Here is a 12,941-nt window from a genome sequence, read left to right as displayed (position 1 = left end):
TGACGGGCCGGTGAGGTCGCTGCCCGAGCTGTCGCTGGTCGGCGAACACCGTCGCGAGCATGGCGGCCTCTACTCAGCCGTCGCCCGCGGCCGGGTCGAAGCCGGCCGGCTGCGGCGGGTCCTGGCCTCGGTGTCACTGCCACGGGCCGTCGACGGCCGGCCGGTCCTGGCCGTCGACATCACCTGCTGGCTGCGCCCCGATGCCCATACCTCACCGCAACGGATCCTGCGTCACACCTATGGCCGGGGCAAGGACCAGCACATCCCGATTCCCGGCACGGCGATGTCCTGGGAGCGGCCGGGCGTCCAGGGCTCCGGGTCGCGTACGGCGGCGAGCATCGCACGGAACTGGTCGACGACGGCCTGGTCCTCGGGGGTGAGGGCGCCGGGGCTGTGGCCGCAGCGACGGAAGCGACGGATCATCGGGCGGTCTCTGCTCGGGGTTGGCGGTGCGGGGGCCGGCGGGCGTCTTGAGGACGCGCGGCAGATGGACGTGCAGGTGCTCGACTACGACCTGGCGGCCGCGGTCCCGGAGTGCTCGGGCCAGGAGTTCGGTAAGACCGCTGGCACGGTGCCGGCCTCCCGCACAGCCGATGGCGATGTGGGTGGGGCCGGCGGGCAGGTCGGCGTAGTCGGCGAGGTTGGCGAGCAGCTCGCGGGCGCCGGGGGTGTTCAGGACGACGTCCTGGATGCGGGGGTTGAGGCCGTCGAGGTCGACGATGTCGCGGGCGGCGGCCGGGTCGCGTAGCCGGTCGCGGACGTCTTCGATCCGGTCGGCGGCGGGCGGGACGGGGGAGCCGTCCGGGCCGGTGGGCAGGTGCAGGTAGCCGAACGAGGTCAGACGGATCGTGCGCAAGGGAGAGCCTCCTGCTCGGTGGTGAGGGGCGGGAACACACGGAGCGCCGTGCCCGGCCGGGAGGGGCGGGGTGGTCGCGCTGCTGTGGCGCCGCGCGTGGGCGGGGACATTCGGCCGTCTCGGACTGGACGCCAGCGGCACGCGGGCACTGACCCGCCGGGCCCAGGTACAGCGCGCCGCCCGGCTGACCTACCAGCACCGCCAGGCCCTCGCCGCGCGGAACGCAGCGCGCGAGGGCCGTGCCCGCCGCCGCGCGGAGGCGCGAGCCGGACGGCTCCGCCTGAGGGCGCAGACGGCCCGCCAGCGCGCCGCCATCCCGACGGACGACGCCCAGCGTCCGCGAGCTCGCATCCCTCGTCCACGGCGACGACTGGGCCGACCTCAAGTTCGAGGACCCAGCGGCAGTTCACGCGTTCATCGACAAAATGGCCATCGCCGACAACCCCGACCTGATCAGCGCTCAGGCCCGCGCCGAGGACGCCGAGCGTGCCCGGCGGGACGCCGAGGAGCGCAAGCACCAGGCCGAGGAGGAGACCGATCGCGTGCGCGAGGAGGCAGCGCGGCTCCTCGCCGACGCTGAGTGCAAGCGCGAGGCGGCCGAGCAAGCCGAGGATGCCCGGCAGAGGGCCGAAGACGCGCGGAAGGCAGCGGAGAATCAGGGTCACAGGCTCGCCGACGAGATCGCCCAGTTGGAGGAGCGCGCCGAGTGGCTGCGGCAGAGCGCGGACGCCACCGACGAGCAGAAGCGCGAGGCAGCCACCGCCGTTGAGCGAGTACGCACCGACCTGCGCAAGGCTGAGGCCGAGCTGAACCAGAGGCAGAGCGAGGCCGAGACAGCACGCCGCGAAGGAGAGGAGGCCCGCACCGCCCGCCGACACGCCGTCGCCGAGGCCGAGGAAGCCACACACGCCGTACGCCAGCTCACCGAGCGGGCACAGGAACTGCGGCAGCAGATCGAGGACGGCACGGCCGAACAACAGCGCCAGGCCGACGAGATGGCACGACTCCAGGGCGAGCGCCGGCGTGTCGAGGAAGCAGCTCGTCGCCGGGAAGCTGCGGCCGCCGCCGCAGCCCGCGAGGAAGGCCGTCAGGCTGCCGAGGAACGCCGGGCCGCGCTCCTGGCCCTGCGGCAGGCCCGTGACGAGCTTTTGGACGCGCTGACCGATCCGGAGGCCAGCAGGCACCGCAGTGGCGATCTGAGGCGAAGCTCCGCGGGTGGGAGCTGTACCACCGGCTCGCACGAACGGAGGGACACGAACCGACCGACGCGGAGTTGGCCGCAGCCCGCGGCCGCGATGAGAGCACAGCCCGGCACTGGACCCGTGAATTCCGGCGCGAGCTCGCACGGCTCACCGCCGCCGCACTCCCCGTGCAGGACTCCGCACATCACCGCACAGCGACGAGGCAGGACCCTCCAGCCGCGCCACCGGTAAGCCGGCGGTGCCCGAGATCGCGACCGATGCCACACAGCACCACATGGCGGGCCGGGATCTCGCAGCGGTGTAGCGCACAAGCCGCACATGGCGGAGGGGGCAGACCCACCGGAGTCGGCCCCGTGAGGCCCAGGTAGCACGACACGACGAAGGGACCGCCCCGAGTGGGCGGCCCCTTCGTCGTGCGATCGGTGCAGACGGGCGGCAAGTCTGGTCAGACGGGAAGGTTGAACTCCCCCTTCGAGGCCCCGTCGATGAAGCAGCTCCAGACATGGGCGCTCACCACGAACGGCGGGTTAGTCGGGTCTTCGTTGTCGCGCAGGGCGACACGGCCGTCATCAAGGAACGCGACTTCCAGGCATCCGCCGCTTCCGGAACTCGCGGAGGCCTTGAACCATGCAAGATCGCGGTAGTCAGTGTTGCTCATGGTTTCTCCCTTACGGCATCCCGCAGAAGCGTTGTCGAATCGGCGGGGTCAAGTGCTCTCGCGCGCAGTAGGTCCAGAGACGTCGCGAATTGACGCACGTCGTGCTTTCGGTCGAGGAATAGGTTCCCGGCTGGTGAGTCGACGTAGACGACGGGGGTTGCTTCCTCGAACTCCAGAATGCTGAACGCCCCTCCCAGACCGGGATGTGCTCCCTGCGCGATCGGCATGACCTGAAGAGTTACGTTCGGCAGCTGGGACAAGTCGAGGAGATGGCCGATCTGGTCGCGCATGACTGCCGCATCGCCGATCGGACGCCGGATCACCGTCTCGTCCAGGATCGCCCACAGCTCCAGGGGCGCCCTGTCCTCCCTGGTCAGCAGCTCCGCCCGCTTTTCGCGAACGGTCACCAGGTCGCCAACGTCGAGCGCCCGGTTGCCCGGCCACGCGGCCAGGATCTCGCGCGCGTACGCCGGCGTCTGGAGGAGGCCATGGACAAGGTTGGGCTCCCAGGCTGCCTCACTCCTCGCATCGGTCTCGAACCCCAACAGGGGTTCCAGGCCGCTCGGCAGAGCCTCCCGGTAGCCGTCCCACCAGGCCCCCTGCTGGACCGCGTCGTTGGCGAGGTTGCGCAGGGCCTGAATCTGCTGCTCATCCGTGATGCCGAACAGCTCGCATAGCGCGGTCACTTCGGTGTCCCTCAGCCGAGCACGGCCGGTACCGTTCTCCAACCGGCTGATCCGGGTCTCGCTGCACCCCAGGTGAGCGGCTACGTCAGAGCCCTTGAGGCCACGCGACTTGCGCAGGCGTGCCAGCTCAGCGCCGAGCTGTCGTCTGCCAGCCGCCGTTGACTCCGCCACGTGGCGCCGCCCCCTTCCGCTTTCGCGTCCGCTTAGCTTGCGCACTTTCCTGCGACAGTCTGCCCCACTACCCGTTTGTGCTGCACCCAGGGCCTCTCCTCTGCCGAATATTCCATGTGCGCATGCGCAAGTGTTGCGCACCTTCCGCGCACTTGCGCAGCACCTGCGCATGGGGCCACTGTAGAGACCAGCCGGACACGTCACGTAGCGGACCGGTTGCAAAACGTTGATCACGTCCGCTGCCTGCGCGGTCCCGTTGGGCGCCGTCCGCTCCCTCCTTGGGGACGCGCGCCCGCTTCCAGACCACCGCCCGCGAGCAGCTGAGGCCGCGATGATCGCCAACCCGCAGGAGCAGCACCGCAGGACGAGCACCACCATGACCAGGAGCACGGCGATGCTCATCCGCCGTACCGCCCCGATAACCCCGGCCGCTCGCGCGTTCGCCGACCGGCGACGTGCTAGGCGGTGTCCAGTGACGATGGCCGCTGTACAGCCGGCCGCGACCGGTCACCCCGGCTACAACATCACCCGGGCCGCTTCCCCCGAAGTCGTGGAGGAAGCCCGCCGCCTGGCACGTCAGGCCATGCACCTATGGGGCTTCGGCCCGCAAGCGGAGACGGCGGCCCTGCTGATCTCCGAGCTCGCCACCAACGCGATCACCCACACCCCCAGCCGCCACGTCCGCGTTATCGTGGACCGCCCCACGCCCACCCGTGTACGGCTCGCCGTGGTCGACAAGACCCCCCACCGGCGGCCTGAGTTGCACCCGACGGACGGGGAAGCCGAGAACGGCCGGGGCTTGCGCCTGGTTGACGCACTCGCCGACAGGTGGGGCTATGACCTGCTCGGTTCACACAAGCGTGGCCCCTGGGGGAAACGGTGCTGGGCAGAGATGACCGTGGACGGCGACCGGTGACCGCCCGGTGGCACGGCGTTCCGGAGCCGTCCTTACGTTCCGCGCCCCGACACGCGAAACCGGCTCCGCTGCCGCTGCGTGACCGCCTGACGCTGGGGCTGGGGCTGCCGCTGCTGTCTCTCGGCGCACTCGGCGTCACGACGGCGCAGGCCCGCGCCGAGCCGCCCGCAGTCGAGCAGCCGGACCACGCGCCGACGGACAAGAACGGCGTCCAGAGCCGCTCTTCGCACCCGGACCGGTACGGCGTCAGGCCCCCGCTGGAAGCACGGTGAGCCGCCACCGCGGAGGCCCGCGGCACCGCGGCCCGCTCGACCGGCGGCCCGTCGTGATCGGGATGGTGGCAACCGCCGCCCTGGTCCTGGCACTCGTCATGGCCGCCATATAGACGCCGGCGGGGCCCGGGACGTCACGGTTCCCCCCTCGGGCCCCGCCGGTTACCCAGGCTCCCGCGCGGCTGTCCCAACGGTAGTCGGCACCGCGCGGGTCGGGGCTCTGGCGCTGATCATCCGCCAGGCCCCCGGCCGGGCGCCTCACCCCCGAGAGGGGCCCGGCCACCCACGCCCCGGCCGGGACGCTGCTCATCACACGTCCGCGTCCCGGCCGGTCCATCAGGAGAACCCGACGAGAGAGAGGTTTCCATGACCACCGTACTTGAGCGTGAGGCGTTCCCCTCACGGCACCCGGCGGCCGTCTGCCGCACAGCACCGAAGCACCGTCCCGGCCGGACACGCGGCCCTGGGCACTGCGCGGGGCACGTATCCCCGACTCGACCAGCGCCGTCCGAATCCCGGCACACGTCTACGACTACGGCCGCCAGGTCAACGTGTCCGACGACGGAGGCGTTCTTACCTGCATGGCTAACACCCACTCGCCGACCGTGCCGGACGGGTCGACCACCAACCCGCCGCCGCTGGACGAGGGGCCGAAGGACTGATGCCCGCGCCCGTCCTGATCGTCGCCGCTGCCGACGACTGGCCCACTGACCGGGTCGTGGCCGAGCTGGAGAGCCGGGGCGTGGAGGTGTTCCGCATGGACACCGCCGACTTCCCGCAACGGCTCACCCTGGGGACACGAATCGACCAGGGGCAGGCGTGGACGGGCGAACTCACCACCGAACACCGGACGGTGGAGCTGTCTGTCCCGGGTCGGCGCGGTCTACTACCGCGCCCCCGGGGCTTTCCGCTTCCCAGAGGGGGCGTCCGGCCCGGAGGAGAGATTCGCAGCCGCCCAGGCCCGCGCTGGCCTCGGCGGTGTCCTGTCCGCCCTGGAATGCCGGTGGGTGAACCACCCGACCGCCCTCGCGCGAGCCGAGTTCAAGCCCGTGCAGCTCGCCGCCGCCCGCGCATGCGGGCTCACCATCCCGCCCACCCTGATCACGAACCGGCCGGACGACGTCCGCGCCTTCGCCGCCAGCCTTGCCGATGACATCGTGTGCAAGCCGGTCGCCTCACCCGTGCTGATCGAAGACGGTCAGCTCAAGTCGGTGTACACCCGCATCGTGGGCGCCGCTGACCTGGACGACCTGCGAGGCATCAGCACCACCGCGCACCTCTTCCAGGCGTGGGTCAGCAAGGTCTACGAGGTACGCCTCACCGTGGTCGGCCAGTGCATGTTCGCCGCCGCCATCCACGCCGGCAGTGATGCCGCACACGAGGACTGGCGCAGCGACTACGGGTCACTCACCTACACCACCACCACGGTCCCCGAACCGGTCGCGGCGGGGATGCTGCGCCTGATGGACCGGCTGCAGTTGCGCTACGGAGCAGCCGATTTCGTCGTGGACCCCGACGGCCGATGGTGGTTCCTGGAGGTGAACCCGTGCGGGCAGTGGGACTGGATCCAGGGTGCGACCGGCCTGCCGATCGCCGAAGCAATCGCCCACGAACTACAGGGAGTTTCCTGATGGACTGGATGCCGCACGCCGCCGCCCTCGCACGCTCGGTCTCCTACCCCGAATCCGGCTGGTTCCGAGCGGCGTTTGACACGCCCCGGCACCTGTTCGTACCGCGCTGGTTCGAGGCCGGCCCCCAGGGCTGGACCGTCACCGACGGCGCAGCCGACCCCGCCGCATGGATGCGCGCCGCGTACACGGACCGGACACTCGTCACCCGCGCGGGCGCCGTCCACGCCGACCACGCGACGCCCGGCCAGCCGGTGACCGGCCATCCCACCTCGTCCGCCACCCACCCCAGCCTCGTCCTGACGATGTTCCGGCACGGACGCCTATACTCCGGCGCTCATCTGCTGGACCTGGCCACCGGCTCTGGCTACAGCGCCGCCCTGGCCTGCAAGCGGTTCGGCGACCGGTACGTGACCACTATGGACGTAGACCCCTACCTCACCGCAGCAGCAGCGGAGCGCCTGGACGCCATCGGCCTGCAACCCGACGTCGTCACCAAGGACGCCGGCGAAGGGCTGCCCGGCGTCTACGACCGCATCGTTTCCATGGTGTCCGTGCCACGTATCCCGGCATCGTGGCTCGCCGCACTCCGCCCCGGCGGCCGGCTGGTGACCACCCTTACCGGCACCGGACTGATCCTCACCGCGGACAAGGCCGCCGACGGCGGCGCGAGGGGCCAAGTCGAATGGGACCGGGCCATGTTCATGACCACGCGGACCGGTGACGACTACCCGCCGATGCGCGACGAGCTGTTCGCCGCCGTCCGCGACCGCGAAGGCGACGACGTCACCGAGAGCCCCTTTCCCGCCCTGGACGTCACCTGGGCGTGGGAGGTCTGGTCGATGCTGTCGCTCACCGCCCCCGGAATCGAGCACCGCACCGGCACCGACGAGGACGGCGGCCGGACGGTGTGGATGCTGCACGCCGACGGGTCGTGGGCCAGGGCCCACACCAAACGCGGCGAACGTACGGCCACCGTGCACCAGGGCGGCCCCCGCCGGCTCTGGGACATCGTTGACGAGATCCGGTGGCGGTGGCTCGAACACGGCGAACTCCCCATGTACGGCGCCCGTGTGACCATCGCACCCGACGGGACGACCACCCTGACCCGTGGCGGCTGGAGTGTCACCATCTGACCGCTCGGCCGCCGGGGCTATCGCCGGCATCTCGCAACCCGGCACACTGACACCGACGACACCCAGGGAAGGCGAGCATGGACGACGAGCCACTCAGCGAGTGGGCAGCACGACGTGACCGGCACCGCCCGACCCCGGGCGAGCGCAAGGCCGTCCCCCTCGGCGACGGCCAGCACGCCGGCCACGTCGACCCCGACGCCCCGCGTGCGGTCGAGGAGTGGGACGGCCACCAGTGGGCCCCCAGCGGTGTGACCGCCGATCACCACGACGCGGTACAGGAGACCGCCCCCGCCACAGCGGCGGCCCGGGTCCCCCTGCCGCAGTTCACCCGACTACCCCCGGCCCCTGAGCCCTGGCGGCCGACAGAAGTCTTCTGCAGGCCCTGACCTGCGAGCACCACGACGCCCCCGCCAGCCGACCGGCGGGGGCGTCGTCGTGCGAGGCGGTAGATGTGACCGAGCGGCCGAGTTGACCCGTGAGCGCTTGAGTTGGCCTGGGTGAGCGCCGCGGTTGCCCCACAGGGCAGAGGTCGCGTTGCTCACCCGCGCGTTTTACCCCGGGAGGCAGCTCTTCCGCTCCTGGTGGGTGGAATTTGCGATTGAATCCGATGGGGGCTGGTTCTCGTTCGATGTGGCGCGTTTCCGCAGCCGCACCGGCTGCTGCGGAAGTGACAGGGCCGGGCCATCGAACAGGTGACCGTACTGGTGGAGGGCCGACTCGATGATGCCGGGACGTTCGGCCGCCCTTCTCAGGGGGCGGCGAGTGCTCGTACGGGCACGGCTATGCGTTGGTCGTGCTTGTCCTGGAGCCAGCGGTCTATGTCGAGTAGCCACCACTGACGTACTTCCACCACATAGAACCGCCTGGGCCCGTTGCCGTGGAACTCCTCTTTTGGCAGCAGCCATTCACGGCGTATGGCATCGTCTGGGAAGTTGAGTTCGTAGTAGAGCTGGTGGTGTTCGGTGAGGCTGTCCCTGTCGACTGTTTGGCAGAATCCTGTGAACTGTGCACCGTCGAGGCCTAAGCCAGGAAGGCCCGTCATGTAGATCGTGCCTGAGACGACTGGGTGGGTTTCGACGTGGCGTGAGTGCCGCGCTGAGCGCAGGGAGTAGAAGAGCAGCCTCAACGGGTCCTTCAGCGCGACAAAGTTGACGGTCGAGGCCCAGGGCGAGGTGCCGTCTGAGGTGGCCAGGGTCATGAACCTGGCATTTTCCAGCAGGTGGTGGCTGCGCTCTACAAGCGGCTTCATGGTCTTCTCAGTCCTCCGATCGAGGAGTACGGTCGAGGCCGAGCGGGATCGGCGGGTCGCTGAGCAGCGTCGCGTCGAGCAGATGCCACCAGCGGTTCTGCTCGGCGCGTCGGCGCTCCCAAGCCGGCTCGTGGCCTCGTTCGGAGACCTGTCGCCGGTAGCGGCCCCACGCCGCCTCGTCGGCGAAGGTCACTGTGTGTTCAAGGGTGTGCACATCGGTGCCGATGGTGCGGACGGCCCACCGGGTGGCGAGGACGGTGTCGAGTCCGTCGTAGAACCACTTCTCGCGCTCCTGGAGCCAGGCCCAGAAGGCAGCCTGATCGCTTTCTGCTTCGTCGCTGAGCCGGATGTGGTACACGAGGTGCAGCATGGCTGGTTCCTCACTGATCAGTTGGTGTGGGTGTGGCCGGATTCCCAGACGTCCCATTCCGGCCCCATGGCCTGTGGCCGGGCCTGACACACCTCGCGCCAATGCCGCGCGGTCGCGGCGTTGTACACAGCCGCTTGCTCACCCCCGCACACGGTGCCGTCGGCTGGAAGCACCACCGCGGCGAGCGGCGCGAGTGAGGCGCCCCGGCGCACTTTCAGCTGCTGGGCCGACACGGCGAGCCGATAACGACGAAAGCCACAGGTAGCGGCGTAGTCGATGGGTGCGCAGTAGGAGAGGACGAAGTACTCGCCAGCCGGCTGGGTGGCGCGGTAGTCGAAGCCGTAGTAGCGGGCGAAAAGCCGGTCGTGGTGGGCGTAGCAGATGGTGACGGCCACAGGGCGGCCGTCGCGAATGCCGAAACAACCGATCGCGCGGCGCAGCACGCCCGAGATTCGCTGCGCTGTGAGTGACCGGCGCATCCACCCGATGTCTGCGGTGCCCCCGTGACGGGCACGGTTCTGTGTCACCAGGTCTGCGGCTGCGTGCATGACGTCCCCGCTCAGCGGCATCCACTTGATGATGGTGCCGCTGCGTTCACAGGCACGTAGTTCGGCCCGGCGAAGGTGGCGGTCGCGCCGGTTCATGTGTGTGAGGTGTTCCGAGAACCCGCCCACGGGTATGTCCATGCTGGCGTCCGCATCGTGCAGGAGGACACGTGCCCGGGGATGCGCGCACGCCAGTTCACGGGCGTCGTCCCCCGCCAGGTAGGGCATGATGATACCGGCGCGGCCGCGGTCGCGCGCCGCGTGGAGCGCCTCCTCCAACAGCGCCTTCAGGATGCGGGCGCGTGCCTCGCTGCGGGTGCAGATCAGCTCGTTGTAGACCGAGCGTCGTGCTCCCAGCCAGAGGTAGTTCGGCGACCACTCCGTGTCCAAGGCCGGGAAGAGGGACGGAAGGTGGAACAACCCGCTGGTGGCGTGTTCTCCGGGCCATACGGGCAGGGCGCCCAGCAGTGTGCCGCCGGAGGTCGCCGTTATGACGCTGGTGTCGCCATGGACAAGTTCCAGCGCGTGCAGCCATGCGTGGCTGTTGTAGAAGTTGTCTGGTCCAGTCAGCCGGTCCCACTGCTCGGAGTCGGCATCGGCCAGACCCGGGCCAACTCCTACGCAAATTGGGCTGGCGCTCGGGCGCTCGTGCTGCATGGTAGTCATGAGCTATGCCTCCGGCTCCTCAAGCCTTGGTGCAGGAGATCAGGGCCGCGTGGGGGCAGTTGAGGTAGGGCCGCCAAAAGTCCTTTCCGTGGCGGGCCAGTCCTTCCTCGGAGACTTGGAAGACAGGCCAGGAGATTGAGACGAAGCCGGCCTCCCGTAAGGCCTTTTCCAGCGTCTCCTTGCTCCAGTACCGTGCGGTGATCCGTTCGTCGTAGTCACCGAAGCACAACTCGAGGGTCACTCGTGAGGCGTCGCGGCGCGGCTCCGCCTCGGCCAGGCGCAGGCCGTAGCGCTCGTAGTAGGTGCGATCCCCGTCGAAGCCCGGGTTGACCGGCAGGGTGACAAACCTGCCGCCCGGCCGAAGAGCCCGGGAAGCCAGGGCGCACAAGGAGACCAGGGTCTGGTAGTCCTCGGCGTACGGCAGAACGTACACGGCCAACGCAGTATCGAAGGCACCTTCGCCGATGAGACCGGTCTGCTCGGTGTACTCAATGCCCAGCGGCTCGACCCGCTCAGCCCGACGAGCAATCTCGATCATACCGGTGGAGACGTCGTAACCGACGACCCGCGCCGCACCACGCTGCTTGAGCTGGCGGCTGTACAAACCCGTGCCACACCCGATGTCCAGGACGTCCTTCCCGGCAACATCGCCGAGCGAGGCGAACACACTGAACGACTCCAGATGTTTCCTCCACGGAAGAAGGAACATCTCCTCATACATCACGCCCAGAGCCTCGAACTGATCCCTCTCATTCTCATGGTCCATGACCCACTCCTAAGATCGAACTGAAAGTAGTCGCACTTGGTGTCGAGTCGGATTGCCGCAGGCGTTGGTCGTCACCGGCCCTCGTGACGTGAAGTCGAGCCCCGCGGGCCGCCCGAAGCGGCCAGGCGCTGCAGTTGCCTGATCGGCACCGCCCCCTACGGAGCCAGGCCCGTGCGGCATCCATCAGGACACCGGTTGTCCCCGCCATACCATTTCGGACGCAGTCACACCGCTGCCGTCTCGGAGGTGGCGCCCATCACCTCCCTCGGTCAACTCAAGGGGGCGTCTGCCAGCCTCGCGCCTGAGCCGCATTGGAAGGGGAGGAGCGTCTCGTCCCGTCAGATCACGTCGTCTTGCACAAGGCAGGAGTTGCATACCAACTCCATCGCCAAGACGCTCCCAACAGGCATCCTCCGCAGTGCCACCGGCAGTCGCGCGGCAGCACGCGCAGCAAGGGCTTGCAGCCCACCAGACGATCCCCGTCTGAACCATGCTCGACCAGCCCATGCATGTGATACCTGGCTGATCGCTCCATTTCCCCGAAGTGGGGAAGTGCCAGACATCGCTGTACTCCAGCTGCAGACGGTGGACATTGTCGAACAATGACCCACAGTGTGGGACTTGTCTTCTTGCGTCGAGGGCGGATGTTGCACCGCTCCGGCGCCCACGTCGTGACGGGTCTCCCAGTCCACGGCATTCAAACCGGGCAATCTTTCGTTCAGCATTGTCAAGTTGCTTGTGAGACAGGCGAGTTGGCATGTGATTGACAGGGCGAAGCGGACTGGGTCAGGCGGTGACTGCCGGTGATCTGGTGCCAAAGGCGGAAGCGGGCCCTCATCTCGGCTCGGTAGCGTGAGTTTCAGCGGGGGTTGCAACACCTCAGTTCATGAAGGGGTGCTCGTTGGAGTTCAAGATCCGTCCGGATCGCACCAAGCCGCAGGGCAGGACGAAGCTGACGCGTGAGCGGGCCGCAAACTTCCAGCTCATGGAACAGGGCTATAGCGGCAAGGCCGCCTGCCGGATCGTCGGTGTTGTCAATCCCCAGAAAGCGTGGAGGACTTCCCTATGCTGCTCGGTCCTCCTGATGGGCCTGCGTCCTGGCCTCGGTGACGGTTCGCTCGAAGTCCACTGGCGCCAGTCCGCTGGCGGCGCTGTGCCTGCGGCGCGTGTTGAAGAAGTCCGTGATCCATGTGGCGATCTTCAGCCGGGCCTCGGCGCGGGTGGCGAAGCGATGCCGGTGGATGTACTCGGCCTTGAGCGACGAGTGGAACGATTCCGCGGCCGCGTTGTCCAGAGCCGATCCCACACGCCCCATGGACTGGACCACGCCCAGCTGGGCGCAGAGGCTGTTGTACGCCTCACTCGTATATTCCGACCCGCGGTCCGAATGAAAGATCACGCCGTCCACGGCGCCGCCGCGTGTCGCGGCGGCCATCTGCAGTGACGCGCTGACCAGCAACGCATCGTGCCGAGGGCCCATCGCGTAGCCGAGGACCCGGCGTGAGAACGCGTCGTGGACACACGCGAGGTAGAGCTTGCCCTCCCCGGTTTCGATCTCGGTCATATCGCCCCACCACAAAACGTCCGGTGCGATGGCGTCGTAGCGGCGAAGCACCAGGTCACGGGCGGCTTTCCGCTTGCCCTGCCGGGTGAGGTTCTTGCGCCGGCGCGGGGGCTTGCGGCCCTGGAGCCCGAGTTCGGCCATGATCTGGGCGACGGTGTTCCGCGAGACCTGCCAGCCCTCGGCCCACAGGTCCAGCGTGATCCGCGGCGAGCCGTACGTGCTGCCCGAGAGGCGAAAGAAATGGGTGATCCGCTCA

The 12,941-nt window shown here is 68.9% G+C and carries 15 protein-coding genes and 3 pseudogenes; 10 read left to right on the top strand and 8 right to left on the bottom strand.

Features of this window, described 5'->3' with window-relative positions; translation table 11 throughout:
* Window positions 1-277: pseudogene (locus ACZ7GZ_RS40355) on the top strand (transposase); the annotation flags it as partial.
* On the opposite strand, the gene ACZ7GZ_RS40350 reads toward ACZ7GZ_RS40355, so the two are convergent.
* Window positions 212-997 carry a RapZ C-terminal domain-containing protein gene (locus ACZ7GZ_RS40350; RefSeq protein ID WP_471032424.1) on the bottom strand — a complete coding sequence of 262 codons (786 nt, stop codon included), beginning with the start codon at window positions 995-997 and terminating at the stop codon, window positions 212-214. The pseudogene ACZ7GZ_RS40355 and the gene ACZ7GZ_RS40350 sit on opposite strands and share 66 nt — an antisense overlap.
* Before the next feature lie 284 nt (window positions 998-1,281).
* Here ACZ7GZ_RS40350 and ACZ7GZ_RS40345 point away from each other — a divergent pair, with 284 nt between their 5' ends.
* Window positions 1,282-2,289 carry a hypothetical protein gene (locus ACZ7GZ_RS40345; protein ID WP_471032419.1) on the top strand — a complete coding sequence of 336 codons (1,008 nt, stop codon included), beginning with the start codon at window positions 1,282-1,284 and terminating at the stop codon, window positions 2,287-2,289.
* Between the two features lie 214 nt (window positions 2,290-2,503).
* Here ACZ7GZ_RS40345 and ACZ7GZ_RS40340 read toward each other — a convergent pair whose 3' ends face one another.
* Together ACZ7GZ_RS40340 and ACZ7GZ_RS40335 are read right to left on the bottom strand one after the other, a co-directional pair.
* Window positions 2,504-2,716 carry a DUF397 domain-containing protein gene (locus ACZ7GZ_RS40340; protein ID WP_471032416.1) on the bottom strand — a complete coding sequence of 71 codons (213 nt, stop codon included), beginning with the start codon at window positions 2,714-2,716 and terminating at the stop codon, window positions 2,504-2,506.
* The gene (locus ACZ7GZ_RS40335; RefSeq protein WP_471032413.1) at window positions 2,713-3,573 is read right to left on the bottom strand and encodes a helix-turn-helix domain-containing protein; all 861 of its coding nucleotides are present in this window, start codon (window positions 3,571-3,573) and stop codon (window positions 2,713-2,715) included. The genes ACZ7GZ_RS40340 and ACZ7GZ_RS40335 overlap by 4 nt, the downstream gene beginning before the upstream one ends.
* A gap of 478 nt (window positions 3,574-4,051) precedes the next feature.
* Between ACZ7GZ_RS40335 and ACZ7GZ_RS40330 the strand changes: the two genes are divergently transcribed.
* From ACZ7GZ_RS40330 to ACZ7GZ_RS40300, 7 genes and pseudogenes are all read left to right on the top strand, one after another.
* Entirely contained in the window at window positions 4,052-4,489 is a 438-nt protein-coding gene (locus ACZ7GZ_RS40330) for an ATP-binding protein (RefSeq protein WP_471032411.1), read from the top strand.
* Window positions 4,486-4,761 (top strand): hypothetical protein, encoded by a 276-nt coding sequence (locus ACZ7GZ_RS40325; protein WP_471032408.1) that lies wholly within the window; start codon window positions 4,486-4,488, stop codon window positions 4,759-4,761. Before ACZ7GZ_RS40330 ends, ACZ7GZ_RS40325 begins: the two co-directional genes overlap by 4 nt.
* A gap of 419 nt (window positions 4,762-5,180) precedes the next feature.
* Window positions 5,181-5,423: a putative ATP-grasp-modified RiPP gene (gene tgmA, locus ACZ7GZ_RS40320; RefSeq protein WP_471032422.1), complete on the top strand. Its 243-nt coding sequence runs from the start codon at window positions 5,181-5,183 to the stop codon at window positions 5,421-5,423.
* Window positions 5,423-5,563: pseudogene (locus tag ACZ7GZ_RS40315) on the top strand (MvdC/MvdD family ATP grasp protein); the annotation flags it as partial. The gene tgmA and the pseudogene ACZ7GZ_RS40315, both read left to right, overlap by 1 nt.
* Before the next feature lie 205 nt (window positions 5,564-5,768).
* On the top strand, window positions 5,769-6,392 hold the full coding sequence (locus ACZ7GZ_RS40310) for an MvdC/MvdD family ATP grasp protein (RefSeq protein WP_471032406.1): 624 nt from the start codon (window positions 5,769-5,771) through the stop codon (window positions 6,390-6,392).
* A complete protein-coding gene (locus ACZ7GZ_RS40305) occupies window positions 6,392-7,525 on the top strand; it encodes a methyltransferase domain-containing protein (protein WP_471032403.1) in 1,134 nt (377 codons plus the stop codon). Before ACZ7GZ_RS40310 ends, ACZ7GZ_RS40305 begins: the two co-directional genes overlap by 1 nt.
* A gap of 77 nt (window positions 7,526-7,602) precedes the next feature.
* Window positions 7,603-7,911, top strand: a complete 309-nt coding sequence (locus tag ACZ7GZ_RS40300; RefSeq protein ID WP_471032401.1) for a DUF6087 family protein — start codon at window positions 7,603-7,605, stop codon at window positions 7,909-7,911.
* 362 nt (window positions 7,912-8,273) lie between these two features.
* Here the strand turns inward: ACZ7GZ_RS40300 and ACZ7GZ_RS40295 are convergent, their stop codons facing one another.
* From ACZ7GZ_RS40295 to ACZ7GZ_RS40280, 4 genes are read right to left on the bottom strand one after another with little or no spacing between them, the layout of a single operon-like run.
* Window positions 8,274-8,774, bottom strand: a complete 501-nt coding sequence (locus ACZ7GZ_RS40295; RefSeq protein ID WP_471032399.1) for a pyridoxamine 5'-phosphate oxidase family protein — start codon at window positions 8,772-8,774, stop codon at window positions 8,274-8,276.
* Window positions 8,775-8,781: 7 nt separating this feature from the next.
* Window positions 8,782-9,144, bottom strand: coding sequence for a hypothetical protein (locus ACZ7GZ_RS40290; RefSeq protein ID WP_471032397.1), 363 nt, complete (start codon window positions 9,142-9,144; stop codon window positions 8,782-8,784).
* A gap of 17 nt (window positions 9,145-9,161) precedes the next feature.
* A complete protein-coding gene (locus ACZ7GZ_RS40285) occupies window positions 9,162-10,355 on the bottom strand; it encodes a peptidogalycan biosysnthesis protein (protein WP_471032396.1) in 1,194 nt (397 codons plus the stop codon).
* Between the two features lie 19 nt (window positions 10,356-10,374).
* Window positions 10,375-11,121 carry a class I SAM-dependent methyltransferase gene (locus ACZ7GZ_RS40280; RefSeq protein WP_471032393.1) on the bottom strand — a complete coding sequence of 249 codons (747 nt, stop codon included), beginning with the start codon at window positions 11,119-11,121 and terminating at the stop codon, window positions 10,375-10,377.
* 901 nt (window positions 11,122-12,022) lie between these two features.
* Between ACZ7GZ_RS40280 and ACZ7GZ_RS40275 the strand changes: the two are divergent.
* Window positions 12,023-12,178 (top strand): annotated as a pseudogene (locus ACZ7GZ_RS40275) (IS30 family transposase); the annotation flags it as partial.
* 6 nt (window positions 12,179-12,184) lie between these two features.
* Here ACZ7GZ_RS40275 and ACZ7GZ_RS40270 read toward each other — a convergent pair.
* Window positions 12,185-12,941, bottom strand: a 757-nt coding sequence (locus ACZ7GZ_RS40270; protein WP_471032391.1) for an IS3 family transposase, incomplete at its 5' end; no start/stop codon positions are given.

Source organism: Streptomyces sp. NPDC037288 (assembly GCF_055603265.1).
This window is presented reverse-complemented; position numbering and strand designations above follow the sequence as displayed.

Excerpts from the sequence above, each read along its gene's own strand:
- ACZ7GZ_RS40305 (WP_471032403.1), top strand. The coding sequence starts at position 6,392 with ATGGACTGGATGCCGCACGCCGCCGCCCTCGCACGCTCGGTCTCCTAC.
- ACZ7GZ_RS40280 (WP_471032393.1), bottom strand. The coding sequence starts at position 11,121 with ATGGACCATGAGAATGAGAGGGATCAGTTCGAGGCTCTGGGCGTGATG.
- ACZ7GZ_RS40285 (WP_471032396.1), bottom strand. The coding sequence starts at position 10,355 with ATGACTACCATGCAGCACGAGCGCCCGAGCGCCAGCCCAATTTGCGTA.
- ACZ7GZ_RS40330 (WP_471032411.1), top strand. The coding sequence starts at position 4,052 with ATGGCCGCTGTACAGCCGGCCGCGACCGGTCACCCCGGCTACAACATC.
- ACZ7GZ_RS40345 (WP_471032419.1), top strand. The coding sequence starts at position 1,282 with ATGGCCATCGCCGACAACCCCGACCTGATCAGCGCTCAGGCCCGCGCC.
- ACZ7GZ_RS40290 (WP_471032397.1), bottom strand. The coding sequence starts at position 9,144 with ATGCTGCACCTCGTGTACCACATCCGGCTCAGCGACGAAGCAGAAAGC.
- ACZ7GZ_RS40295 (WP_471032399.1), bottom strand. The coding sequence starts at position 8,774 with ATGAAGCCGCTTGTAGAGCGCAGCCACCACCTGCTGGAAAATGCCAGG.
- ACZ7GZ_RS40300 (WP_471032401.1), top strand. The coding sequence starts at position 7,603 with ATGGACGACGAGCCACTCAGCGAGTGGGCAGCACGACGTGACCGGCAC.
- ACZ7GZ_RS40340 (WP_471032416.1), bottom strand. The coding sequence starts at position 2,716 with ATGAGCAACACTGACTACCGCGATCTTGCATGGTTCAAGGCCTCCGCG.